Source organism: Lysinibacillus sp. 38-6, from assembly GCF_046245175.1.
GTDB lineage: Bacteria > Bacillota > Bacilli > Bacillales_A > Planococcaceae > Lysinibacillus.
On sequence record NZ_CP176417.1, the window covers coordinates 386,834 to 411,006 of the forward strand.

Genomic DNA, 24,173 nt, shown 5'->3' on the forward strand with positions numbered 1-24,173 from the left:
TCTTTATTAGTTAAAAAAATTTATCTAAAGAAGTATTGTTAATTTATATAGGTAACTGCGGAATTTATAGCGTAGGTGATAATGGGAAGAGCCTGTTATATGCCCAGGCTCTAGCCTTTCAGTTAATGAATCAAGGGAACCTTACTAACGATTTCGCTGATTTTTACATATTGTAGTGTGATGATGGAAGTTGGATTTAGAGCTCAATGTACATTAGAAAATTTAGCTTCTCCAAATATTTTCAAATGTTTGTGCTTCCAGTTGAAGTGCTTGAAGGATTTTAGGGTTTGCTTGCGTGGCTACATGTAATTTAGCTGTTTTCACGTTTAACACAGCAAATACAATGTTTGGTGGATAAGGATCTTTCGCTTGTGCTTCTAACATTAAAGTTAGGATCGGTTGAATATTGCGTTCATTAATTTTTTCCGTGCTCCCTTTAAAAAATAATTTTATTAAGTGTGGAACGCCGTCAATTACTAAACCGAGTTCAGGAGAGGAACGCACAACTAAGCCATTAGTAGATGTCCACATAGATTTTGGTGGATCAAACCATTCAATTTTCTTGTTCCGTGTAAATTTTTTTAATGCTTTTATGGCTTCGGTATAGGAATTGATTTTTCGTTCATGAACTTCAGTTAGTAATGAATCTAATTGATCAAGAGACTGATGTTGCTCATAGCATAATTTAATACGTTCGCGCAACTGCTTCCAATGATCTTTTACAGGATGATAATCACCTTGATTTTTAATGTCATTAACCTTGTTCATCTTTGCCAGCATGGTTTGCCTAACGGTAAAATCAATAAATTGTGTTAAACCGACAGAAAATTTCACATTTTCTAATGTCGAAATTTTCAACCACCTTCCTTTCTACAGTTATTTTACCAGAAAAGGCATATAACGGGGGCGCAAAAATGGATTTAGCATGGAACATTATTATGGCAAGGGTGAGAGGTGACGAAAGTGACAAGCCCATTCGACATATTGTGATAAAAAGGAGTGAGAGGGATGACGGCAGTCAAAATGACGGAAGAAAAGGTTCGTAAATTATTGCCGATTATTGAAAGTATACTGTCTCGGGAGTACGGAAGGAAGGTAACATTAAAGGATCTAACTGTAGGTGGTATTACGGTTTATAAAGACGATTGCGCGAAATAGCACAGTCACACGATTTGAGTAATAGACCTTTCTATTTTTGATAATACGTTGATTACGATCCATTAAACTGACACCAGTTTTCTATTGTTATTAGATGGAAATAACAACCTAATTGTTTGAAATTTGATTAAAAGGGTAATGGATATAAATAAATTGTGGAAAAACACGCTACTTTTGTTATATTTTTGACATAATGCATTTGTATTGATAAAATATTACGATATTAGTAGATAAAGTAATTAATATAAAACAAAGTAGGAGGAGCAAAATGAAGAAATTATTTTTTGTGTTTGTAGCAGCATTACTGTTGGCGATAGTGAATCCAACAAAATCAGAGGCTATTAGGTTTGATGGAGCCGAGGTGCATAAAGACCAAACGGGGAAAATGACGTTTACAAAAGATATTAAAATTTATAAGAAAAATGAAGATGGTACATTTGATTCGTTAGTGGTGAAGCGCAATAATTATTTTAAAACGTATGAAATTGAAAAATATGATGGCAAAACATTTTATCAAATGGGGCCATATCGTGTACAAGCAACAAATCTAGTAGTTTTTAAAGAGATACCGATGAAAATTCGCGCATCTTTCTATGCAAATGTAACGTATATCAATATCAATCGTAACAGCGGTGAATATGGAAAAATGTTTACGGAATGGCGTGATACTAACATCTCAGATATGAACGGTGATCAAATGTTGAGATATTGTAGGGACACTGGAAATGGCTTAAAGTGCGAAAAGCATTATCCTGGTTCAGATATGAAAGTTCTTGATACAAAATTTAAAAAAGCTGGTGTTCGTTATGAAGTAACGGAAGACTCTGATGCGAAAACCTATCCATTAGAAGGTTCCAAAACGGAAAAAGCGATGCCAAAAGGTAGCATAGTATATTCAGTGAGTGATTCCATTAATGCATTTCTATGTGTAAAAGAAGACCCAGCAGCAAAAGACGAACAATGCAAATGGCTTCCAATAGGTATTTTAAAACCGATTTATTAACGTGTTAAATTAGTAGGAAAAACATGCATATATTGTGTAAAGCCCAGGTACTCGAAGATTTTGAGCCTGGGCTTTGTTTTGTTGCATCTGATGAGTTGTAATTATAAAGGTTAGTTTAAGTGAAATTTTCCATTTCATATATCAATCATCTACTGCATAAAATTTTATCTATACGTAGAAAATACGTATTAATCACTTTACTCCTTTTATATTGATACGTATAATATACGTATAGTCGAAAGGGGTAAAATAATGAAAAAGAGAGAGTTAGAGAAACGCTTCTCGGCTAAAGGGTGGAAATTCTTAACCCATGGTGGCAAACATGACATATGGGTGTCACCAACCGGCAAGAAAGAACAAATCCCAAGGCATAGAGAAGTTAATGAAGATTTAGCAAAAGGGCTAATCAAGAAGCACAAGCTGTAAAAGGGGTGGTTTAAAGCCCATTAAAATAGAATCGAAAGAAGGGTAAAAATGAAAAATGTTGTCGTTTATCCTGTGGTTATTTCACCATTATCAGCAGACGGCTTTCACTTAGTGACAATTCCTGATATTGACGGGATTACTCAAGGGGAAACTATTGCTGAAGCAATTGAATATGCAAGGGATTATATAGGTAATGCCATAGTGTTTGCCGATGAAGCAATAAATAAACCGTATACTGTATCTTTCAAGGCAAAAGAAGAAGATATTGTAACACTTGTAGATGTTGATATAGAGGCACATAAGAAAGCTTTAGATTGTACACCAGTAAAGAAAACGTTAACTATTCCTAGCTATTTAAACGATTTAGGTATAAAACAAGGTATAAACTTTTCCCAAACTTTAACAGATGCTTTAAAAGATAAATTAGTATAATAAATATACAAAGTAGCATAATAAATTAACTAATAATTTAACCTCTCTCTTTTTATTTTCGGCTTGATCATTTCAAGCCGTTTTTTTATTTTATTCGAATTCTTTGCGTTTTGCTTTAAATTGACGCCTTGTATAAAAGGCCTCTTTATTATATGTCTTCCATTGGTGACGGTGTACCACCACCAACCCATATGGCAGTGATTTGGCCGAGAGCGGTCAATGTTGCTGTTCCGCCGCCAATGGCATTGCCGAATAAACTACCGACAGAGCCGGCTAACGATATGCCAGAGAAGCCGGAGCCATCTAATCCTGTAATGGCTCCTACGACGGCGAGGGTCACGACGGCAATTTCTTTCGTTAAAGGTACCGCGGCTGCTAAGCCAACGCCTAGATCGTTGACAATGCCATGCGAAGCGGCAGGGAGGTAGTCACCAATAATTTGAGTGAATCCTGAGTCCCCGAGATAGAAGAAAGCGGCAATCGGGATGACAGGGCCAAATACTTTAAAGCCAAATTGGAAACCTTGAATTAAATAACTGGTGGATTTCTCAAATCCTTGTTTTTTATGAGCGACCAGACAGAGCACTAACAAAATAAAGACTGCCGTTCCGCCAATAAGTGCAGTGGCATCACCACCTTGTAACTTCAAAACTGACATGGCAATCACATCAAGTAGGAACGTGATTGGAATAAGTATGGCAAAAAAACGTTTTTGTGCGCGTGTTAGTAAATGCTCATCTTTCACTTGTTCCATACCATCACTTGTTTCATGCGCACTTTTTAAATGAAGTGTTCCCCGTTTCATATCCCTTTTTAATAAGATAAAAGCGGCAATCGTTGTCACTAGCCCCATCGTAATGACAAGTGGGATACTGGCAGCTACCACATCACCAACGGGAATTCCCGCTGCATCGGCTGTTAACTTTGGAGCTCCTTGAATAACAAAATCACTCGACAAAGCAATTCCGTGTCCAAATAAATTCATCGCCATGGCTACACCTAGTGCAGGTAAACCTGCTCGAATGGCTACAGGTAAGAGTACGGCCCCTAATAATGCAACAGCAGGAGACGGCCAGAAAAACCAAGAAATAATCATCATTAAAATACCAATCGTCCAATAGGCGAGTGTCGGTGTTTTAATAATTTTTGTAAATGGTGCAACCATGACCTCGTTTATGCCGGAAGCCATTAAGACGCGGCTCATCGCAACAATAATGGAAATAATTAGAATAGTAGATAACAGCTCAGTAATCGCATAAATAAAGCTGTTAAAGACACCACTTATAGATGAAGTAAGATCACCTGTAGCAACAATTGCTAGTAGGAATATGCCAATGATGCAGATGAGGGTGGTATCCCGACGTTTCACCATAAAGCCAATAATTAGGACAATAAATACAACATAAATCCAATGGAGAGCAGTCAGTTCAATCCCCATAATTTTTCCCCCTCAAAATAGGTCTAGTTATAGAATATGAGAGGAATTTTAGATGGTGATTTGTTCCGAAAATAAAAGATGAGAGCCGTTATGATAAAAATACATAGCAGGTTCATTTAGTGAGAATTATGTTTAAACTAGAAACCTTTACTAATCAATGCCGTTAAATTTAAGATGCTACTAATACATTTATGCTGGCAAATAAAACCCCCAATGTCCGGAGGCATTTGTGAGAGGGAAATATGTGATACGGTGAACCGTAACATAAGTAAAGGGGGTTTTCCTTAGAAGAGAAACAGCACCTTTTAACTTAGTATAAAAGGTGCTGTTTCTCTACTTGCTCAAAACTATCTTCTATAAACTTTGCAGAAAAAAGACTGCTGTAGATAGTTACATACCTAACTAGCAGTCATTCTTAACAATTATCCAATAAGCTTAAATCGATTAACAACCTCTTGTAATTCACTTGAGGTCTTTTCCATATTATCAATAGACTGTGCCACTTTTTGTAACTCTGCTTGTTGATCGATAGCAGATGCACTTACTTGTTCGGCAGAGGCCGCAGTCTCCTCCGATATAGCAGATATACTTTGAATCGCCATAATTGCCTGATCTTTATGCTCTAACATAGAAGAAAGTTTAGTCATTAGCTCAGTAATGGATGTTGCAATAGAACGTGAAAGCTCGCTATTTTCTTTAAATGCTAGTTCAGTGCTTTGCACAGATTCATTTTGAGCCCTCATTAAATCACCGTTTGCAGCGATTACAGCAACGGTTTGCTGGGAATTCTCTAAAATGCTAGCTACCGTTTTCTGAATAACTTCTGTTTCATTTTTGGATTGCTCCGCTAGCTTTCGTACTTCCTCAGCCACAACAGCAAAACCTTTCCCATGTTCACCCGCACGAGCGGCTTCTATACTAGCATTTAAGGCTAATAAATTTGTTTGCTCTGTAATACCTTGAATGGACGAGATAATTTGATTAATGTTGGCAATATTAGAGGCCAATGACTCCATTTGTTGTTGAATGCGCCCATTCATTGCGTTCGTTTCTTCATTACGTTCACGTAAGCTTTCCACTTCTTGCATTCCTTTATCTGTAGTAGCTCTTGTTTTATTCGATAGCTCATCCATTTCATTCGATAGGTTTGTAATAGCATCAATTTGATCAGATAAGTCAATCATTCGATAATTTGTCTCTTCTGTATCCTCTGATTGCTTCGAAGTTCCTTTAGCAATTTCATCAATTGCTGTTGAGACTTCTACACTTGAAACAACGATTTCATTAAAAGCTTCATGAACATTATTGGATGATTGGTTAAGCAATGTAGTAGAATCTAACACCGATTGAATAGCACTATTCGTTTGATCTAGCATGTTATTATAGGCTAATGCAACAGCACCAATCTCATCAGGTTTAATAAATTTTTCATCTACTTTGTGAGTTAAGTCACCCTCTGCTGCTGTTTCAATAGATACACGTAAAATCTTTAACGGCTTCAGTTGTTTATAGATAAATATCGCACTAGCAGCCGACATTAGAATAACCATAATAATTGAAGCAATAATGGTATAGATAAGAACTTGATTAAAAGTTTCTAGTATTTTAGATTCTGGCAACACTAATTGTACGGTCCAAGTTTCATCAATGCCATCTAATATCATCGGTGCAAAAACATTAAACGAATTTTCCTTAAGCTCTTTGGAATCTATATACAAATTTTTTAGCTCGCCATTATCCAACGCTTGTTTAATACTTGACCAATCCAAAGTATCCTGCATATTTAATCCGTTTAGTGAATCAGCAAAACTATTGGTAGTTAAAATACCGTTATTTGTAATAATTGCTGCATAGCCACCATCTGGCTTTACGGACTCTGTTAATCCATTTAAATAATCAATGGATAAATCAGCTGTCAATACGCCAAAAACTGCTCCTGAAGAATTGACTACAGGTACAGCAATTGTAGTCATTAGTACTGTATTTCCATTTACATTATAATCATATGGCTCTGTTAAAACTGCTCGTCTTTCTTCCTTTGGTACCCAATACCACTCTGAAACATTCTTATCTTCGAGGCCTTCAATAGGAGATTTTGTTATCGAACTTCCATCCTTACTTAAATAAGGGATAAAGCGATTTTCTGTATCTACTAATTTATCACTTACTGTTGGCTCTATCGTTGCAGAGTTCTCTTCAAATACAGCCCCTACTCCGAGTAAATCTTCACTATTGAGCAAATTTGCTTCCATAATTTTTATTATGGCTTCTCCAGAAAGTTGCCCACTTTTCTCTAGACTTTCAATAATATGTTTTGTCGTCAGTAATGTAGTGTTTGTTTTTTGGAAACGTTCACTCATTATTGCTGCAGAATATTCAGCAGTTTGAAGTGTTGCACTTTCTGCATCATCAACACTCTGATTCTTTAAAATAACACCTGACAACAAAGTATAAGCAAGAAATAATACTAAAAATACGCCGATAATTAGGGAAGATAGCTTTAAAGCAATACTCCGAGACTTTTTCATTACAACACCCCTTTAATAAATAATCATAATAGATGGCCTAAAGTATAACAATAGAATATTTGGAGAACAAAGTAGAATATTACTTATCTATGTAGAAATTTATTACTTTCCCAACTGTTGATATTGATGCATTCGGAGGTTAGAAGCCTGCTGTTTACACAGTAGTTGGCTATCGATATTAACAAAAGTACAAGTTGTTAAATTTACAATGTGCACAACAGTAAATAGGTAGAATATTTGTTCCTACAAGAATGGAATGCCCGATGTTTGGAGAGGACTCTTTGTCGAATGTAAGAGGGTTATTTGAACAGGATAAAATGATGTTCGATGTTCCCAGGGGAGACCCATATACCACACTGCCAGAAAAAAGTCGCTATGATTGCCGCATAGCTATTTCTAATCATTTTGAGTCAGGACTGGACGATGAAATGATTCTTACTTTTAATGGTGGGAGATATGTAATTCTTTTGATTATGAGCTATAGCCTTGTACTTTCAGTTGTCATAATGTTGAACATAAGCACTAAATGCACGCCCCCAATGTTAAGCAAAATATAAAAATGTACACTATTAAAATTGAATTTAGTAATGTACATTTTTATTATATGTGCAAGCTATGATGTAAGAAACGATCAAGTACAATTACTTGTTTTTCATATTACAGATTAGTTTGAAGGTTTTGCATTGAATCATTTTATTACTGTTTGTTTTATTTAAACTAGTTAAGTTACGATCAACTATTGTGAAGGGATTTAGTGTTTTACTGCATACTTTTCTAAATCTGCACTTGCTCGGTTGACCATCGCTGCCATTTGACCTCTCGTGACATGATCAAATGGATAAAATCCTCCATCTTCTTTTCCCTTAATAATGCCTTTACAACTTAATTTTAAAATATCTGCATATGCCCAGAAATCGTTTGGAACATCATAAAAACTGGACTCATCCTGTGGTAAAGGATAATTTAATACTCTCGATAATATACTTGCTAATTGTGCTCTTGTAATATTGGCATTTGGATCGAAAATGTTTTCTTTTGTTCCATTCACAATATGATACTTATAGGCAATTTCAATAGCACGTTTTGCCCAATGATTTGCTGGCACATCCTTGAAATGATTAGGCACAGTTTCGTTCGTTTTGTCTAAACCGATGGCATTAATTAGAATAGTAGTAGCCTGAGCTCTTGTTAAATTACCATTTGGATCGTAAGTGTATTCGTTTTTGCCGTTAATCCAGCCTTTTCGGTAAAGGGCCATTATATCTTGTTCTGCCCAATGATTTTCTGTATCGATAAAGTTATGTTCCCCATTAGCCCAAGAAGAATAAAATTTCCAAATACCATTATCCGCCTGACTTAACTCCCAACTACCTGTTCCTCTTAAATGATATTTCTCTACAAGCCTTAACTTATATTTTAAAGATAAATCATTTTCGTACCATATCGTGTAATTTCCCGGTACAAGCTTTTTGCCAGCGATATAAGTAGGAGAGTCACTGCTTTTTACTGTAAATTTGGCAAATGCAGATTTTGAAGTATTATCAAAATAAAATTTTCCATTATGGCTATTCACAATAGATTTTACGGCATTATTAGCAATGCCGTCGCCTCCAATTTCTACATCATCCTTCCAAATTCGTCCGTAAAAAGGGAGGCCTAAAACTATTTTATTTGAATGAATCCCTTTATCTAATAAATATTTAATCGAATTTTCAACAAATGATAAACTTGCGACAGGACCAACTGAACCACCATTATAGCTTTCATCATATGCCATCAACATTAAATAATCGCTATACTCACTTAGTTTCGTATAATCATAAGAACCATGCCACCCTGTTGTCCATCCATATGGATTTGCAGCAACTGCTATGGATAATGTTTTATTATTAGGCATTTTTTCACGTAATAATCGGATGAAATCTGTAAACTCTTCCTTATTTGTATCGTTTAAATTTTCTATATCAATATCGATGCCATCTAAATTATTTTTCACAACAGAATTGACGATTTGAGTAGACAATGTTTCTCGATTTGTCATTGCGATTTGTGCCAATTTACGGTCCCAATGATTAGAAATGAATGGCACAACTTTTAATCCTCTATTATGTAATGCATCGACTAAACTTTTATCAATCGTAGCATTCAAACTGCCATCTGCATTTAAATTAAAAAAGTTGGGTGTCGCCGTATTTAACGCACCTTGAGTCATATCTATATTTTTTATGAATGAGCTAGTATTTCCGTTGTATAAATATGACATATGTATATCATTCGCTGAGGCGTTAACACTAAACGGAGTAGCTAATAATGTAGTGAGCATAGCTGGTATGATCAAATATTTTTTTAATGGATTCTTCATTACTTTCTTCCTTTGTAATAGATTTAATCCACTTTATTATCTATTACTTTAATAAACGATATCAATTATTAAAATATGGTTTCGTTGAGTTGTTTTGTCAATATACGATAGTAAGAGTTTGGCTACATTGTGCAGTTTTTTATTGAATGAGAATGTTAGAGGTGTATTGTCCGGTTATTTAGCAATTTAACACAATTTGTGTAAGCCCATAAAAATCATAATATATTAAAGAAAATGCGTAAGATATTTAAGTTGAAAACTACATATTTCATGTTTTAATATAGGCAAATTAATAATAGGGGGAATACTATGAAAAATATTGCAAAGTTATTGTTTGCGTCTTTTTTATGTTTAAGCATTTCTTTATCATTAATTACCTATGTTTCTGCGAGTGAAAATGTTAACCCCGAGAAGTTTATTAGTCCATATCAGGAAGTGATGGATAAACTGACTAATGAATATGGAGTAGAATTTTATATTAATCCTGAAAAAATGGATCATTTTTATAACAATGTAAGAGATATGAGTCCAGAGGAATTAGAAAAAATATTAAGAGAACAGTATAAAGATTTTTTAGGAAATTTTTATAATGATATGGATTCTAATAGCAACTATCTAATTTCACCATTATCTATAAATGAAGATATTACACAACAAGTAGCCTTACGATACAATTCTTCAATGTACTTGAACTCAAAAATTTTTAGTGCAACTGGTAATCCGGGTACTTACATATACCAAAGTATAAAATCATATGGAACAACTTGGCCATCTACTTATACAGGCTATCATTGGCAAGTTGATGATGCTTCACATAAATTAAGCAGTGATTCAAAAAGTTGTACAGTCTACCTAAGAGGACATCCTGAAAATGCTTATGGAGTGTCACTTGCACTTTCTCTAACTGCATCATATACATTTTATGCAAATTAATTGAAGTATTTAGTTGGAACAAACCTACCATTATATTTTTAAGCTACAGAAGTTTGACAGATAAATAAGGGAGAGGAAACGAATGAAAAAAGGTATAAATATTACATTGATTTGTATAATGGTTACTATTTTTTGTTCAACCACTCATTTTAATGCTGAGCCTACATCGGACAACGATATAGAGCTTTTACTCATACCGTACAAAAAAATATTGGCTAACCTAAGTAATGAATATGGGATTGAAATGTATGTACCAGAAGAAAACAAAGAACTGTTTTTTAATAGCATTCAAGATATGACACCACAAGTTTTTGAAAAACGATTAAGACAACAATACAAAGAAGCAAAAATATATATAAATCAATCTACTGGAGAAAGCGACGTTTTTTATCCTCAACCTATTCCTAATGCAAACCAAGATATATTAGCAATTCCGTTGAGGTAATACTGCTTATAATAGAAATAATAATATAAACGGTGGTCTGTGGAAAAATTCCTTGGCTACCGTTTATTTTTTTATTGCCAATAATCTGAGGTTAAGTAAGGTGCTTAACAATAGAACATATACTCCTGCCAAAAAAATACGACACAATACTTGTAGTAAATGCCAATATATGTATTATAATTAGTGTAATAACAAAAGGAGTAAAAAACATGATACATAAGGAAGTCAAAGAAGTAATGATGCGCTACAATAGTCGGTTGAATGACATGTTTCCTAATCAAGTTGTTGGTGTGTATGTCTATGGTTCAACTGTTTTAAATGCCTTTCATCCAGAAAGTAGCGATATTGATTTTGTGACAATTTTGGATAGAGAATTGTCAGAGGAAGAGGTATGCAAAGTAACGTCACTTCATAAAGAACTGAGTGCTGATTATCCATTGGTCAGAAAGTTTGAATGCGAGTATTTATTTTTAGATGATCAGATGCAATTACCTTTACATAGCGCTTTCCTATATTTTAAGGGGACGAAGTGTAAAGGGAAAAGAAGGCTTATGAAAGTGGCAATTTATCAGCTCGTTCATCATTCATATGTAGTACAAGGTCCAGATTTTTCTACGTATTACACAAGCATCGATTGGCAGGATATTATGCAGGAGATGGATTACAATCTTAATCAATATATAGCGAGTAAAGTTTCCAAAAGCTATTTGTTTTTATTCGATTCTTGGATTGAATTTATTGTCCTAACCGAATGTCGCATCTACTATACTTTGAAAACAGGGAAGATAACGTCAAAGGAACTGGCCTGTGAAGAAGTTCTCAAAGATTTTGAATCACACGATTGTGACATTTTACATGAGGCACTTCGAATTAGAGGGAGAGTCCAAAAAAAGTCTAATTATAAAAATCGATGGCAACGAAAGAAGGCAACAATCCACTTTGTAAACTTTTTGAGAGCGCATTGTAATCAAGTTTTTTTATAAATAAATGTGGAACATATTGCTGTCAATGTTATTTTTTTAAAAATAAGGAATATATTCATTTCACTGAATTTTCGATAAATTATACTTTTTTTATGTTGTACTCCATTTTATAATCATGTTAAATAATTTTATTTTCTAAATTTATTTACATGAATGGAGGAATTGAAATTGCGTAAAATATTTATTTTAGCATTACTAACAATTTTTTTGCTTCCTACTGTAAATCCGGTAGTAGCTCAAAGTTATGGACCTTCTGAAATAGAAAATAAGAATATAGAGGACTTTCAAGACTATACTTTTGAAGATATTCTATCGTTAGAGCCTTTCGTCCATGTTGAAGATGGCTTATTAGTCCTTAATGAAAACGGTGCAAGTGAAGCAGGAATTGATTCTGTATTAATTAAAGGGCAACTAGAGTATTTTGTTTTTTTAAACCAACAGGTCGAAATAAATGCCATTCGTGTATCGCCAGATTTAACTATTCAAACTCTATCAAATAATAATGAATATCAAAGCAATACGCTTAAGCGGTCTGCATGGTGTAGAGGTGTAACGACATCACCTGAATATTTTTGGTGGGGTTATAAAACAAAATTAAATAGTTGTGATACTGCTAAAGTTAGTTCGCAAGCAGGTACAATAGCAGCAAGTGGTGCTATAACTGCAGTGAGTCTTACTGTAATTGGGGGTTGGTTTCCTCCTTTAATTGCCGTTAGTGCTATTCCTGGGTTGACATCCGGATACTTCTGGCTACTTTCGGAGCGTTTAAATGCTAATAATAAAGGTAGCGGTGTTATTGTCGATATGACTTGGGCAACCATTTATAATATTACCCCTCAATGATAAGGAAGTGAGGGTTGTAATAATGAAAAAACAGCATCTATTGATCCTTATATTTTTTTGCATTCCTATAAATGTAATCAGTATATATTTGGGTTATTTAGTGATTTGGAAGAAACAAGATGAATGGGTTCCACTTACAATCTATTTAATGCTGATTGTTTTAATGGTTGTTGTCACTTTAAATAATAATAGATAAAAGTATCTGCAAGTTTACACGGTTGCCAGGGAAATTTTATTGGCTTCCGTTTTATTTTATATACGTTATAAATCTTTGCGTCAAGCTCCTATCATTTGTGAACTACACTAAAATTGGAGGGAAAGGTTGATTAACATGACAATTCAATGGAATGTCGAAGAGCTGCTGTTTGATTCATTGTATGAGGCTGAAGTGTGGGCGGATTCAATAGCAAATGAGATGTATGCGCGACTTTATAATGGCTATGATACACCTGATTATAAAATCGCCTATTCTTTAGCCTTTCGATTGGCAGAGATAAAAGAATTTACAATTCGTACAGCAAGAACGGTAGACAGATATCAAGTATGGGTAACGATTAATAGCTAGAGTCAAAAACACAAAAGAAGGAACCCCCATGTTTTGCTGGTATCCTTCTCATGCTAAAACTAACGCTCTAATTTTTTTGTTGCTTGTTGAATATATTCGTCTAGTTGCTCTGCCGGTCGAAATACGGTGTTGCCATGACAAACTTCTAATCGCTCGGGGTTTAATTCTTTCCCAATTAAACTGCTTTGTAATGCTTCATCCATAAAAGGAGTAAACATTGGTGGATGGAGCTTTCCTTTTTTAGCGTTGAAAAGGTCGCCCGCGAGCAGGACTTGATCTTTTTCATGATAATAAACAACGTGTCCTGGAGAATGACCGGGTGTTAAATAGGGGGTAAGCCCTGCCATTGTTTGTAACGTTCCATGCGTACTCTCTAGGAGCGGTTGAGCTAATTGTGGAGGTACATTATTTTCAAGTTTCTTTCTTTTCGGATAAAGTACTTCACCTTCCATATAAGGTATTTCTATAGCGTGCGCGTATACGGGTACTTGATTATGAGTGAGTAGGGACTTTATTGCGCCAACATGATCGGCGTGTCCATGTGTTAAGAGAATTCGACGCAAAGGGCCAGCATCCAACTGTTTAATAAATTTCATAATCCCTTTAGCCATCATCGGCATCCCCGCATCCACTAACGTGACACCATCCTCCTCGATTACTACCCACACATGAATCGGCACAATCATCCACGTTTTTAAGCTCCAAATATGTTCAGAGATTTGTTTAGCTTTCATTATCCATACCCCCATTTAATTTTTCTGTAAAGCCTAAAAGTAGAATTTCGATGGCAAGTTCAAATGTCGGTGTTAATCTTTCCATTAAAACGGCAAGCGGTTCATGTTGATACGAGTAAGTACTTAAAATGCCATTTAGGTTGTAGTAATAAATTCGGGCAAAAGCTAATAGTTGTTCCTCGTTCGAAATAGCCAAACATTCCCGAATGATTGCCTTCATTATTTCAAAGAGTTCTATGCGCAGTCGATTAATCTCAAGTTTTGGGTCTTCTTCATCTACCCGCGTTGACTTGGTATTGAAGAAAATATCATACAAATTGCGGTTCTTTAGGCAAAAGTGAATATATGTAAGACTAATTTGCTTCAATTTATCTTCTGAAGATAATGTACGTAAGCGCGAAAGAGACAAAAATTGTTGGTGTAGCGCCTGAAGAGGGGGCATAGATAGCTGATGTAATAATGCTTCCTTGTCTTTAAAGTAAAGATAAATGGTTGTATGCGAACATCCAGCATCCTTGGCAATTGCTCGTATTGTCACTGCATCGTATCCTTGTTCAGAAAATAACCTTCCGGCTGATTCGACGATTTGCTTTTTTGTTTCTTCTGACCGTTCCGCCTGTTTACTTTTCATTGTATTACCTACTTTCTCCATTTACTAACCATTGGTTATATAATAACCAATGGTTAGTAAGGTGTCAATATTTTATGGATTGAAGGAAAGCAAAATGGGAATTGCGCTATTCCTACATAAATTTGACTTTTTGGTATCATCACTCCGAGTATAAGAAGTTTGACGAAATACTTAAAAAAAAACGAAGTATTTTATATATTGACAACTTAAATTATCCATAATATTATTTAAATAAGGTGATAATGATTATCATTATCATTTAAATAGATGTCGAACACGCAGAATAAAAGGGATATTTTTATCCCTTTTATTTCTAAATTTTCGACAATAATTACTAATTACAAGGGGGTTTTACTATCAAAAAGTTATTTTTAGTTTCAATGTTAGTATCCTTGTTAGCAATTTTAGTTACGCCAACTAACGATGTATATGCTGCACTTGCAGATGGGAAATACACAATCGACTATCAGGTGAACAAACCGAATTCTTCATCTGCTTCCATCGCAAATGATTATTTTTTGAAGCCTGGGACACTAATTGTGAAAAATGGCTCTCAAGTATTACAGCTGAAGATGAAAAAAAGTGGTTGGATAACGAAATTTGAATCTAGTACAGGCGGTAATAAAGTGGTTAGCGAAAATAAGGAAGAGGATACACGTATCGTGGAATTTGCGCTTCCTTCTTATACAACACCTACGCCTATTACGATGAAGGTCGATATTGATGACTTAAATTATTATCATGAATATACAGTAGATTTTGTATGGGATGCCTCTTCATTAAAAAATGAAGATGGTAGTGCGGTGGCAAGTGCTGTAGTACAAAATAATAACAACAAGGATACAACAACAAATAATAGTGGTGTCATAAATACTTCGTCAGCTCAAAACAAAGTAACAAATCCTCAAACAAATGATATTTTTCCATTTAGCTTACTATTGTTGTTCGGTTTAAGTGGAATTCTATTATTTAATGTAAGGAAACGATCAAAGGAAGAAAAATTCATTTGATGTATTGCTAAAGCACCCTACTCTACTCATTTAAGTAGGGTAGGGTGTTTTTTCAAAGGAGAGAGTGGACATGGTGAAAATAAAAATTTTGAAGGCAATTCATGGACTGCTACTGATGATTGGGCTTTTTAGTATGACGATTATTCTTTTAGCATGTAGTGCTGCCACTACGGAAAGGAAAAATCAAGCCGAAGATGTCAATAATGAAAGCAATATTGTCGCTGAAGAAGAAAATCAAAATCGCATTATTCCAACGACAGTTGCAGTCTCACATATATTAGCTGCACTGGATTTAGAGGCGATTGCCGTTCCTACAACGATGTATGATTTGCCGGAACGATATAAGGATTTGCCGCAAATCGGTAATCCAATGTCCCCGGATATGGAAATTGTAAAATCCTTGAACCCAACAGAAGTATCTTCTGTTACAACATTAGAAGCTGATTTAAAAAATACATTTGAGGAAGTCGGAATCAATGCTTCATATGTCAATTTACAAAGTATTGATAATATGAAAGCGGCAATTTTAGAAATTGGTGAAAAATATGACCGTTCAAAAGAGGCAAATAAGCTAGTATCGGAGCTAGAAGGAAAGATTGCAGCCCTTCGCATGAAAGTGGAATTAAACGAATCACCTAAAGTGTTAATTTTGCTAGGGATTCCAGGAAGTTATTTGGTTGCTACAGAAAATTCTTATATTGGGGATTTAGTGAGAATGGCTGGGGGTCAAAATGTCATGACTGGTCAAGAGCCCGAATATTTACCATCCAATACGGAATTTTTACAGCAAAGCAATCCAGACATTATATTACGTCTGGCACATGGCATCCCAGACCAAGTAGTGGAAATGTTTAATGAGGAATTTGCAACGAATGATATATGGAAGCATTTTGACGCTGTGAAAAATGGCCGTGTGTATGATTTAGAAGAGCCAGTATTTGGAACAACTGCAACGCTTGCAGTGCCTCAAGCACTAGAAGAACTAATTGACATTATGTATCCATAATGGGAAATGTTGAGGGTATAGATGAACAAAAAAATTAGTAGTTTTATAGTTGTAAGTGTTTTACTGGTCGCCGTTATTATTTATTCGGCGATTACAGGCTCTATTAAAATGGATATGCTAGAGTTTATTAGAGCTTTTTTTGGTGAAGAAAATGCGGATTACACAGTTATTAAAGATTTACGCTTCCCAAGAATAATTGTCGCTTTATTTGCAGGTGCGGCATTATCAGTTGCAGGCGTATTATTGCAGGCGGTCATGCGTAATCCATTAGCGGATGCCGGTGTAATTGGTATTTCAGCAGGCGCATCGTTTGTTCAATTATTAGTTATTACATTATTTCCAACGATGTTTTTCTTTACGCCATTATTGGCATTTTTAGGAGGAGCATTTGCTTGTTTTTTAGTATTTACGTTGTCATGGAAGTCGGGGTTAAATCCTTTAAAAATTATTTTAGTAGGTATTGCGATTAATGCAATGTTTACGGGTCTGACAGAAGCATTTGTTACGTTATGTAGCTATATGAATATTATGGTTGGTGGTGTAGGGGGCTCTAATTTGTCCATGCGCACATGGAGTAATGTAAGCTTAATAACCTTTTACGGTGCAATTGGCTTAATTATTTCCTTCTTATTAGTTTCGTGGTGCAATTTATTGACTTTGCAAGACAAAACGGCAAAAAGTTTAGGCTTCCATATTACGCGTGCACGACTAATTATTGCAGCAACAGCCGTATTACTTGCAGCGATTTCAACTGCTACAGCAGGCGTTATTGCTTTTGTTGGGCTATTAATACCCCATATTTCAAGAAGATTAGTAGGTTCGGATCATAAATGGTTGATTCCATTTTCAGCTCTAGCAGGAGCCTTGCTAATTTTGACAGCCGATACGCTAGGAAGAATTTTAGTAGCGCCACTAGAAATTCCAGCATCCACAATAATGGCAATTATCGGTGGGCCATTTTTAATCTTCTTAATTCGCAAAGATAAATAACTAGGCAGTGAATGAACAGCGTTTCACAACGAATTTTTAACTTTCTTGACAAGAATAATGGGAGAGCTATAATTAAAATTAAATGAGAATCGTTTTCAATTGAAGAGAGTTACTTAAAAACATCCATGTTATTAACTAGATGTTTTTCTTTTAAAACTAGTTGAGAATGATTGTCATTTGGTGTTGGGGATAGTATGACTGAAAGATTTAAATATAAAGGGGGAGAGTAACAGCTATTTGTAGATTCTGAATTTCTTGTCATTTAAATTTATTTAATATTCAGGAGGTCAGACTAATGAAGAAATTTCTACAATATGTAGCTATGGTAGTACTGATGCTAGGAGCCATATTACCCGGCTTTGGCATGGAAGTAGTGGCAGAGGAGAATACCGATGCTAGTTGTACAATAGACTATTCAGCAAGTCTTAATGTTCGAGATGAAACACAAACAAAAGATTCAATAATGAATACCTACATCAAAAAGGAAGTTACAATTCAACAACAAAAAGATGGTCAATATATGGTCGCTATTACGGTGCCAAAAGCCTATGTAGAATGGTATACAGGCTTTAAAGTGAAGTCAGGAGGCGAATTAAAAGAAGCTATAGAAAGAACGGAAGACACGGATGGTAATGAAACATACACATTCGCAATTGATAACCATGATGAAATGATAGAGGCATGGGTTCATCCTGTCGTTCCAGCTATTAATTACAATCATCAATATACTGTTTATCTAACGTTCTCCAATGTAACAGAGACTAAGCGTGTTTGTGAAGAAGCACCAAAGCAACCTGAAACACTTGAACAAAATAAAGATGAAGTAAAAGCAGGAAATGATAAAGGAAATACCAACGGCAATGAATCGAGTTCTGGGCAGAACACTAATCAATCAAATACCGCTGGCAATAACAATTCTAACACTGAAAAAGCTGAACAATCAACTAATAGCGGAGCAATGGCAGATGGAACTGAAGAAAGCTTTAAACAAGAAGGTGTCGTTCAATTTGATTTTCCGCAACAAGCACAAGAAATAAAGGCTTTCCTGCAAACAGCTAAATCAGTATTTGAAGACAATAAATATAAAGTTACGCTGTCGTTAAATACACACAATAAATTACAAGCGTTTATAGTGAAACAAAACGGAATAGAACTTGCAAAATGGTCTAACAAAATGGCATCGCTAGGTTCTGTTGCCATGCAAAAAACAGCAGCCCTAACATTTGAATCGAATACACTAGATAATCTAGTTTTTGAAGCGGTAACAGCTGATAGCAAAATCACAGCAAATGTAATTGCAACAAAGAAGGACGGAGCACCTGTTTCAACATTGCCGATGACAGGTGGTGGAACGGCTGGTAGTGCAACGCAATCAACGAATGGGCTATATACAGTGGATTATAGTTTCATTAGGGGCTCAGGTTCGGGTATTTCAATGATGGACCAGTATGTAGTGAAACCGGCGTATGTCGTAAGAGATGGTTCTTCCTATCAAGTGCAATTAACGTTAAAAAATAGTTCATGGATTACGGGTTTTACAGTGAACGGTGTAACACCAACGACGATTAGCGACGCCAATGATTTACGAGTCGTTCAATTCGAAATACCAAGTTTAGCTGAGCTTCTTAATGCATGGGTAAAAGTAGATATTGAGGATATAAACTATCACCATAACTATAATATCTTTTTACAATTTAATGAAGCATCAATGTCTAAAATCAGTGATAGTACAACATTCCCAATAACAGGTGGTCCAATTAATAGTAATCCACCGAAGAATAAAGAGTTACCTAAAAAAGATGAAACAAAAATTGAAGGAACTGGAGGGAACTTTGATCAAGAAGGAGCCGTGACATTTGAGTTTCTTCAAAATGCAAAAGAAATAACATCATTGCTACAAAAAGTAAATACAGTATTTGAAGATAACAAATATAAAGTTACGCTTTCACTAAATGCTGTGAAAAATTTACGGGAATTTAGTGTCAAACAAGATGGTAAAGTAATTGCAAAATGGTCCAATAATGCAGCCTCTTTATTACCTAAGGCGAATGCAGCAACTCTTTCATTTGATATTGAAAAATTAGATAATCTTGTTTTTGAGGCAAGAACAACGACGAGGTTAATTGTTACTAACGTAAAAGCAACGAAGACAATGGCAGATGATAAAATTAGTCGTCAGCCAATTACGTATAAAATGGAAGCTGATCCAAATGGTAAAATACCTGATTTTATTACAAACTATTTAGCACCATACTTTAAGAATGCTGAATTAGTAACAATTGACGGTAAACGTTATATCGAAATGACTCTAATCGGTAAGGCGTATGGCTTCGAAACGATTGCCTATATTGATGCAGAAGGTAAGAAACAAAATATTGAGATCATTAGTTCTAAAGGTGAGAAATTAGATCAAGTGCGCGTTATTCGTCTACCATTAGTTCAAGATCGTAATGGCGTCACGAAAATATTTGTCGATTCAGGTAGCCTAGGTTATGGGGCATATACATTGTTCTTTACGTTTAATGTGCCTGCTTTAGAGGAAGAAACAAAAATTGTAGAAGAAGATAAAAATAACGCTAGTAACGTTGTTCACAATCCTTTCACAGATATTGAAAATGTCTTTAGTAAGGATGACATATTAGCTTTATATGCTGCTGGTATTACAACAGGTACAACAGCTACAACATTTAGTCCGAATCGAAATATCACGCGTGCACAATTTGCAGTAATGATGGCTCGAGCGCTCAAGCTTCAATCAAATAAAGAAACTGCCTTTACGGATGTTAAAGGTAAGTGGTATCAAAAAGAAGTACAAGCACTAGCAGAGGCGGGCATTGTGAGAGGGATAAATGCAACAACATTTAATCCGAATGCAAATATTACACGTCAGCAAGTTGCGGCAATGATTATGCGTATGTTGGAATACAAAGGCTATAAAGCAACAGTTGCAGCAAATACTTTATCATTTAAGGATGCTAATAAAGTATTAGACTACGCGAAACAAGCCATCTCAGAGTTGCAAGCTCAAGACATTATGACAGGGTCGAATGGCTATTTATACCCGCAAAGTAATTTAACACGTGCTCAAATGGCGAAAATTTTAAAACGATCATTACAATTAGTAAACTTAATTTAATTCAATAAAAATAAAATAAGGCGCTATTACTATCCCTTCAACGCTGACTATAGGTTGGATGAGGTGGTTGCTCGAGTTTTTCAGATAAGGGTGTCTCCTCATCCAATAGTGAAAAACTGCAATTCAAGCTAAATTCGAATTGCAGTTTTTTATACTTTTTATTTTTGGCATAGGAACATTTGCTAAAGCTTATTTTTCTAAAGTAGCAGCAATTTCGGAAATAACAACGCGGTTTTCTATGATTGGGGACGATTCGCTGTTATCTTTGTCACTAATTCTTTCACGGCGATGTAATTTCATAAAGTCATCAGATTCGCGCCATGCTTTAAATTGCTCGATTGTATCCCAAAACATCATTACGTTCATCTCATCGTGATCTTCTGGTTCTGAGCAAATGTTCACTTCAACTTTAGTAAAACCATCCCAGTTTAATAAATTTTTATCAGATGTAAATAGTGGTGCCATTTTATAAGCAAAACCTTTTTTTACTAAAAAACGGTTTGTTACTGTAATCATATATCTTGACTCCTTTACGCCAATTTTATTGATATCGATTCTCATTATCAATTAAAACATACATTAATTGGTTGTGCAATGAAAAATATTGAAAAAAGGTTGGTTGACAATCATTCTTAATTAAAATAAAATCATAAGAAAATGTATGAGAATGATTATCAATTTCAATTCGAGAACAGCAGAAAGGTGGATCGTAAAATGAAAAGGTTTCAAATTTTATTAGTCATAACGTTAGCATTATTATTAGCGGCATGTGGAACAGATAGTAAACAAGCGGATGTGAATGCATCAACTAATCAAGAAAAGGAACAACAAGTTGAAACACAAGAGGGGGTAACATTAGTTGATGATCTTGGCAATAAGCATGAGTTTGCCGCAACGCCAAGTTCTGTTGCAACGTTACATCGAGGAATACTGGATATTTTGCTCGCGTTAGGTGCGAACGTTACTGGGCGTCCTACAATTTCTACTGAAATGAAGCCCGAAGTAAAAGCAATACAAGAAATAGGCAACCCACATGAACCATCATTTGAGCAAATTGCTGCATTGAATGCGGAAGTGCTAATTGTGCCACCTAACTTCCAGCAATTTGCTACTACGGTAGAAGCAACAGGTACAAAAATAGTTTACTCTTCAATGAATTCGATTGATGATATTAAAAATACGATTAAAAAATATGGTGTGTTATTTAATAACACAGCAAAAGCAGATGAGTTAGTTGCGCAAATTGATGAGAAGATTGGACAAGGCACTACACAATCAACGTTAGATGCGCTAATCGTTTATGGAGCACCAGGTACATATTTAGCCGCATTGGATAATTCCTTATACGGGGATATTTTAAAGAATGCAGGAGGAAAAAATATCGCGGCTGATTTACCGGCGACAGATAAATATCCAAGTTACGCCACTTTGAGTGTAGAGAAAATTGTGGAGCGTAACCCAAAAGTGATAATGCTTATTACACACGCGAATCCAGCAGTTGTAAAAGAAGGATTTGAAAAACAACTGAAAGAAAATGCTGCGTGGAAAAATTTAGATGCAGTGAAAAATAATCAAATTATTATTTTACCAGCAGATTTGTTTGACAATCCGGGCACTCAAGTTATCGAAGCGATTGACTATATGCGTGACGTATTAAAGACAGCTGAAGAAGCAGCTTAATCATTTTTTTAGTGAGGAAATAGCGATGATAGTAGAAGAGGAAAAATATGCGCACCCTCTTGCTAAAAAACGAAGAATGGCACTAATTGTCTTGCCGATACTCTTGGTCATCGTAAGTATCGGAAGCCTTATGATTGGGCAAGTTTCGTTTTCAGTAAGTGACGTGTTTAGTGGGATTTTTAATTCAGAAGATACATTGGCACGGCGAATTGTATGGGAAATCCGTATGCCCCGTATCATAACGGGTATCATTGTTGGAGTTTGTTTGGCTATTGCAGGTTCGATTTTACAAGGTGTTATGCAAAATCCATTAGCTGATCCAGGGGTTATTGGGATAACGTCAGGTGCTGGCATAATGGCTGTGGCAGTTATGGTAGTGTTTCCTGGCTATATTATCTATTTACCTATTGCAGCATTTTTAGGTGCCTTTGTCGCTGCAATGATTGTTTATTCTTTGTCGGTGAAAAAAGGTAATACATCTCCAATGCGCATTATTTTAGTTGGGGTAGCCATTAATGCACTTTGTGGTGCAGGAACAAATGCCTTAATGATTTTGTATAGCGATCGTGTGCAATCTGTATTGCCATGGTTGTCAGGTGGTTTAACAGGTGTTGGCTGGGTGCAATTTAAGATGATTATTTACTATGTCATTGTCGTATTCATTTTATCCTTCTTCGCCATCAAACAAATTCGGATTATGCGCTTAGGAGATGAAATGGCAAGCCTTTTAGGACACAATGTTGAGCGAAGTCGATTCTTTTTAATTGCATTGAGTACGTTTTTGGCGGGGATTGCCGTAAGTGTTGCTGGTTTAGTTGGTTTTGTAGGCTTAGTTGTACCACATATTTTACGACTTATTATCGGCGGAGACCATAAGTATTTATTACCTGCTTCAGCTTTTGCAGGTGGTTTACTTGTTGTTTTCGCAGATACAATTGCGAGAACCATATTTGATCCAATTGAGTTTCCGGTTGGCATATTACTAGCATTCATCGGTGGACCATATTTTCTATATTTAATTCATAGAAAGGGGAATTCCATTGCTGCGAGCTGAGCATATACAATACCAACATGAGTTCACCAATTTTCAGTTAGAGGATATTAACTTGAAAATTAATGAAGGAGAAGTTGTTAGTTTAATAGGACCGAATGGCTCGGGGAAATCAACATTATTACGTGTGATATCACGTCTGTTAAAACCAAATAGTGGTAAAGTATATTTAAATGAGCAAAACATTCATGCAATGAAGACGAAAGAAGTGGCGAAAACACTCACGATGCTCCCACAAATGAACAATCATCAAATAGATTTAACTGTACGCGAGTTAGTGGAGTTAGGGCGTCATCCACATAGTGGCGGGAAGACTGTTCTGTCAAAAGCGGATAAAGAAATTGTTGATTGGGCAATTGATGTAACTGGATTGCAACATTACCAAAATCGGGTTTTACCATCAATGTCGGGAGGTGAACGTCAACGTGCTTGGATTGCCATGACAGTAGCGCAGCATCCGAAAGTGTTGCTACTAGATGAACCAACAACCTATCTAGATATTGCTCATCAATTAGAAGTGATGGAGCTAGTGAAAGAGTTAAATGATAAATATAAGATGACAGTGATAATGGTGTTACATGATATTAATCAAGCTGCCCAAAATAGCGGACGTCTAATTGTATTAAAGAATGGGAAAATACATTTTGACGGTTCTCCGCGGCGTGTAGTATGCAAAGAAATGTTTCAATCCATTTTTGAAATTGATGCGGAAATTTATATGCAAGATGGACATCCAATCTTTACACCAGTAAAACGGTGCTCTGATAGAAATATGAGCAACTGCAACCCATATAAAAATTTACAATGAAGAAAAGGAGC

At 35.4% G+C, this 24,173-nt stretch carries 23 protein-coding genes; 16 read left to right on the forward strand and 7 right to left on the reverse strand.

All coding sequences use genetic code 11. The features are described from left to right. Positions 1–222: 222 nt before the first annotated feature. Positions 223–858, reverse strand: coding sequence for a hypothetical protein (locus ACKVEV_RS02065; RefSeq protein WP_409368737.1), 636 nt, complete (start codon positions 856–858; stop codon positions 223–225). Positions 859–1,008: 150 nt separating this feature from the next. On the opposite strand from ACKVEV_RS02065, the gene ACKVEV_RS02070 reads away from it, so the two are divergent. The 4 genes from ACKVEV_RS02070 (at position 1,009) to ACKVEV_RS02085 (ending at position 3,019) form a co-directional block, all read left to right on the forward strand. Next, on the forward strand, positions 1,009–1,158 hold the full coding sequence (locus ACKVEV_RS02070) for a hypothetical protein (RefSeq protein ID WP_409368738.1): 150 nt from the start codon (positions 1,009–1,011) through the stop codon (positions 1,156–1,158). Between the two features lie 268 nt (positions 1,159–1,426). Continuing rightward, positions 1,427–2,161 (forward strand): hypothetical protein, encoded by a 735-nt coding sequence (locus tag ACKVEV_RS02075; RefSeq protein WP_409368739.1) that lies wholly within the window; start codon positions 1,427–1,429, stop codon positions 2,159–2,161. A gap of 252 nt (positions 2,162–2,413) precedes the next feature. Continuing rightward, positions 2,414–2,587, forward strand: a complete 174-nt coding sequence (locus ACKVEV_RS02080) for a type II toxin-antitoxin system HicA family toxin (RefSeq protein ID WP_409368740.1) — start codon at positions 2,414–2,416, stop codon at positions 2,585–2,587. Between the two features lie 48 nt (positions 2,588–2,635). Next, complete coding sequence (locus tag ACKVEV_RS02085; RefSeq protein ID WP_409368741.1) at positions 2,636–3,019, forward strand: type II toxin-antitoxin system HicB family antitoxin; 384 nt, start codon at positions 2,636–2,638, stop codon at positions 3,017–3,019. Positions 3,020–3,167: 148 nt separating this feature from the next. Here ACKVEV_RS02085 and ACKVEV_RS02090 read toward each other — a convergent pair whose 3' ends face one another. The 3 genes from ACKVEV_RS02090 to ACKVEV_RS02100 form a co-directional block, all read right to left on the reverse strand. After that, positions 3,168–4,457 (reverse strand): hypothetical protein, encoded by a 1,290-nt coding sequence (locus ACKVEV_RS02090; protein WP_409368742.1) that lies wholly within the window; start codon positions 4,455–4,457, stop codon positions 3,168–3,170. A gap of 422 nt (positions 4,458–4,879) precedes the next feature. Then, positions 4,880–6,985, reverse strand: coding sequence for a methyl-accepting chemotaxis protein (locus tag ACKVEV_RS02095; RefSeq protein ID WP_409368743.1), 2,106 nt, complete (start codon positions 6,983–6,985; stop codon positions 4,880–4,882). Between the two features lie 751 nt (positions 6,986–7,736). Beyond that, complete coding sequence (locus ACKVEV_RS02100) at positions 7,737–9,347, reverse strand: glycosyl hydrolase family 18 protein (protein WP_409368744.1); 1,611 nt, start codon at positions 9,345–9,347, stop codon at positions 7,737–7,739. 309 nt (positions 9,348–9,656) lie between these two features. Between ACKVEV_RS02100 and ACKVEV_RS02105 the strand changes: the two genes are divergently transcribed. From ACKVEV_RS02105 to ACKVEV_RS02125, 5 genes are all read left to right on the forward strand, one after another. After that, positions 9,657–10,280, forward strand: a complete 624-nt coding sequence (locus ACKVEV_RS02105) for a hypothetical protein (protein ID WP_409368745.1) — start codon at positions 9,657–9,659, stop codon at positions 10,278–10,280. Positions 10,281–10,362: 82 nt separating this feature from the next. Continuing rightward, positions 10,363–10,725 carry a hypothetical protein gene (locus ACKVEV_RS02110; protein WP_409368746.1) on the forward strand — a complete coding sequence of 121 codons (363 nt, stop codon included), beginning with the start codon at positions 10,363–10,365 and terminating at the stop codon, positions 10,723–10,725. 209 nt (positions 10,726–10,934) lie between these two features. Further along, a complete protein-coding gene (locus ACKVEV_RS02115) occupies positions 10,935–11,708 on the forward strand; it encodes a nucleotidyltransferase domain-containing protein (RefSeq protein WP_409368747.1) in 774 nt (257 codons plus the stop codon). 168 nt (positions 11,709–11,876) lie between these two features. Beyond that, complete coding sequence (locus tag ACKVEV_RS02120) at positions 11,877–12,551, forward strand: hypothetical protein (protein WP_409368748.1); 675 nt, start codon at positions 11,877–11,879, stop codon at positions 12,549–12,551. 331 nt (positions 12,552–12,882) lie between these two features. After that, positions 12,883–13,116, forward strand: a complete 234-nt coding sequence (locus ACKVEV_RS02125) for a hypothetical protein (protein ID WP_409368750.1) — start codon at positions 12,883–12,885, stop codon at positions 13,114–13,116. Positions 13,117–13,175: 59 nt separating this feature from the next. On the opposite strand, the gene ACKVEV_RS02130 is transcribed toward ACKVEV_RS02125, so the two are convergent. Both ACKVEV_RS02130 and ACKVEV_RS02135 read right to left on the reverse strand, forming a co-directional pair. Beyond that, positions 13,176–13,850, reverse strand: a complete 675-nt coding sequence (locus tag ACKVEV_RS02130) for an MBL fold metallo-hydrolase (protein ID WP_409368751.1) — start codon at positions 13,848–13,850, stop codon at positions 13,176–13,178. After that, positions 13,840–14,481, reverse strand: a complete 642-nt coding sequence (locus tag ACKVEV_RS02135; RefSeq protein ID WP_409368752.1) for a TetR/AcrR family transcriptional regulator — start codon at positions 14,479–14,481, stop codon at positions 13,840–13,842. The genes ACKVEV_RS02130 and ACKVEV_RS02135 overlap by 11 nt, the downstream gene beginning before the upstream one ends. A 392-nt stretch (positions 14,482–14,873) precedes the next feature. Here ACKVEV_RS02135 and ACKVEV_RS02140 point away from each other — a divergent pair, with 392 nt between their 5' ends. The 4 genes from ACKVEV_RS02140 to ACKVEV_RS02155 all read left to right on the forward strand — a co-directional run bounded on the left by ACKVEV_RS02140 (position 14,874) and on the right by ACKVEV_RS02155 (position 20,623). After that, positions 14,874–15,491 carry an NEAT domain-containing protein gene (locus ACKVEV_RS02140; RefSeq protein WP_409368753.1) on the forward strand — a complete coding sequence of 206 codons (618 nt, stop codon included), beginning with the start codon at positions 14,874–14,876 and terminating at the stop codon, positions 15,489–15,491. Positions 15,492–15,606: 115 nt separating this feature from the next. Next, on the forward strand, positions 15,607–16,497 hold the full coding sequence (isdE, locus tag ACKVEV_RS02145) for a heme ABC transporter substrate-binding protein IsdE (protein ID WP_409370481.1): 891 nt from the start codon (positions 15,607–15,609) through the stop codon (positions 16,495–16,497). A 21-nt stretch (positions 16,498–16,518) separates the two neighbouring features. Further along, positions 16,519–17,487, forward strand: coding sequence for a FecCD family ABC transporter permease (locus ACKVEV_RS02150; RefSeq protein ID WP_409368754.1), 969 nt, complete (start codon positions 16,519–16,521; stop codon positions 17,485–17,487). A 295-nt stretch (positions 17,488–17,782) separates the two neighbouring features. Continuing rightward, positions 17,783–20,623: an NEAT domain-containing protein gene (locus ACKVEV_RS02155; RefSeq protein WP_409368755.1), complete on the forward strand. Its 2,841-nt coding sequence runs from the start codon at positions 17,783–17,785 to the stop codon at positions 20,621–20,623. A gap of 189 nt (positions 20,624–20,812) precedes the next feature. On the opposite strand, the gene ACKVEV_RS02160 is transcribed toward ACKVEV_RS02155, so the two are convergent. Continuing rightward, positions 20,813–21,139 (reverse strand): antibiotic biosynthesis monooxygenase, encoded by a 327-nt coding sequence (locus ACKVEV_RS02160; protein ID WP_409368756.1) that lies wholly within the window; start codon positions 21,137–21,139, stop codon positions 20,813–20,815. 198 nt (positions 21,140–21,337) lie between these two features. Here ACKVEV_RS02160 and ACKVEV_RS02165 point away from each other — a divergent pair, with 198 nt between their 5' ends. From ACKVEV_RS02165 to ACKVEV_RS02175, 3 genes are read left to right on the forward strand one after another with little or no spacing between them, the layout of a single operon-like run. Further along, entirely contained in the window at positions 21,338–22,303 is a 966-nt protein-coding gene (locus tag ACKVEV_RS02165; RefSeq protein WP_409368757.1) for an ABC transporter substrate-binding protein, read from the forward strand. A 25-nt stretch (positions 22,304–22,328) separates the two neighbouring features. Then, a complete protein-coding gene (locus ACKVEV_RS02170) occupies positions 22,329–23,357 on the forward strand; it encodes a FecCD family ABC transporter permease (protein ID WP_409368758.1) in 1,029 nt (342 codons plus the stop codon). Beyond that, positions 23,344–24,162 (forward strand): ABC transporter ATP-binding protein, encoded by an 819-nt coding sequence (locus ACKVEV_RS02175; RefSeq protein ID WP_409368759.1) that lies wholly within the window; start codon positions 23,344–23,346, stop codon positions 24,160–24,162. The genes ACKVEV_RS02170 and ACKVEV_RS02175 overlap by 14 nt, the downstream gene beginning before the upstream one ends. Positions 24,163–24,173 lie beyond the last annotated feature (11 nt).

Coding starts and splice junctions, on each gene's coding strand:
- ACKVEV_RS02070 (WP_409368738.1), top strand. CDS start 1,009: ATGACGGCAGTCAAAATGACGGAAGAAAAGGTTCGTAAATTATTGCCG.
- ACKVEV_RS02075 (WP_409368739.1), top strand. CDS start 1,427: ATGAAGAAATTATTTTTTGTGTTTGTAGCAGCATTACTGTTGGCGATA.
- ACKVEV_RS02080 (WP_409368740.1), top strand. CDS start 2,414: ATGAAAAAGAGAGAGTTAGAGAAACGCTTCTCGGCTAAAGGGTGGAAA.
- ACKVEV_RS02085 (WP_409368741.1), top strand. CDS start 2,636: ATGAAAAATGTTGTCGTTTATCCTGTGGTTATTTCACCATTATCAGCA.
- ACKVEV_RS02090 (WP_409368742.1), bottom strand. CDS start 4,457: ATGGGGATTGAACTGACTGCTCTCCATTGGATTTATGTTGTATTTATT.
- ACKVEV_RS02095 (WP_409368743.1), bottom strand. CDS start 6,985: ATGAAAAAGTCTCGGAGTATTGCTTTAAAGCTATCTTCCCTAATTATC.
- ACKVEV_RS02100 (WP_409368744.1), bottom strand. CDS start 9,347: ATGAAGAATCCATTAAAAAAATATTTGATCATACCAGCTATGCTCACT.
- ACKVEV_RS02105 (WP_409368745.1), top strand. CDS start 9,657: ATGAAAAATATTGCAAAGTTATTGTTTGCGTCTTTTTTATGTTTAAGC.
- ACKVEV_RS02110 (WP_409368746.1), top strand. CDS start 10,363: ATGAAAAAAGGTATAAATATTACATTGATTTGTATAATGGTTACTATT.
- ACKVEV_RS02115 (WP_409368747.1), top strand. CDS start 10,935: ATGATACATAAGGAAGTCAAAGAAGTAATGATGCGCTACAATAGTCGG.
- ACKVEV_RS02125 (WP_409368750.1), top strand. CDS start 12,883: ATGACAATTCAATGGAATGTCGAAGAGCTGCTGTTTGATTCATTGTAT.
- ACKVEV_RS02130 (WP_409368751.1), bottom strand. CDS start 13,850: ATGAAAGCTAAACAAATCTCTGAACATATTTGGAGCTTAAAAACGTGG.
- ACKVEV_RS02135 (WP_409368752.1), bottom strand. CDS start 14,481: ATGAAAAGTAAACAGGCGGAACGGTCAGAAGAAACAAAAAAGCAAATC.
- isdE (WP_409370481.1), top strand. CDS start 15,607: ATGATTGGGCTTTTTAGTATGACGATTATTCTTTTAGCATGTAGTGCT.
- ACKVEV_RS02150 (WP_409368754.1), top strand. CDS start 16,519: ATGAACAAAAAAATTAGTAGTTTTATAGTTGTAAGTGTTTTACTGGTC.
- ACKVEV_RS02155 (WP_409368755.1), top strand. CDS start 17,783: ATGAAGAAATTTCTACAATATGTAGCTATGGTAGTACTGATGCTAGGA.
- ACKVEV_RS02160 (WP_409368756.1), bottom strand. CDS start 21,139: ATGATTACAGTAACAAACCGTTTTTTAGTAAAAAAAGGTTTTGCTTAT.
- ACKVEV_RS02165 (WP_409368757.1), top strand. CDS start 21,338: ATGAAAAGGTTTCAAATTTTATTAGTCATAACGTTAGCATTATTATTA.
- ACKVEV_RS02170 (WP_409368758.1), top strand. CDS start 22,329: ATGATAGTAGAAGAGGAAAAATATGCGCACCCTCTTGCTAAAAAACGA.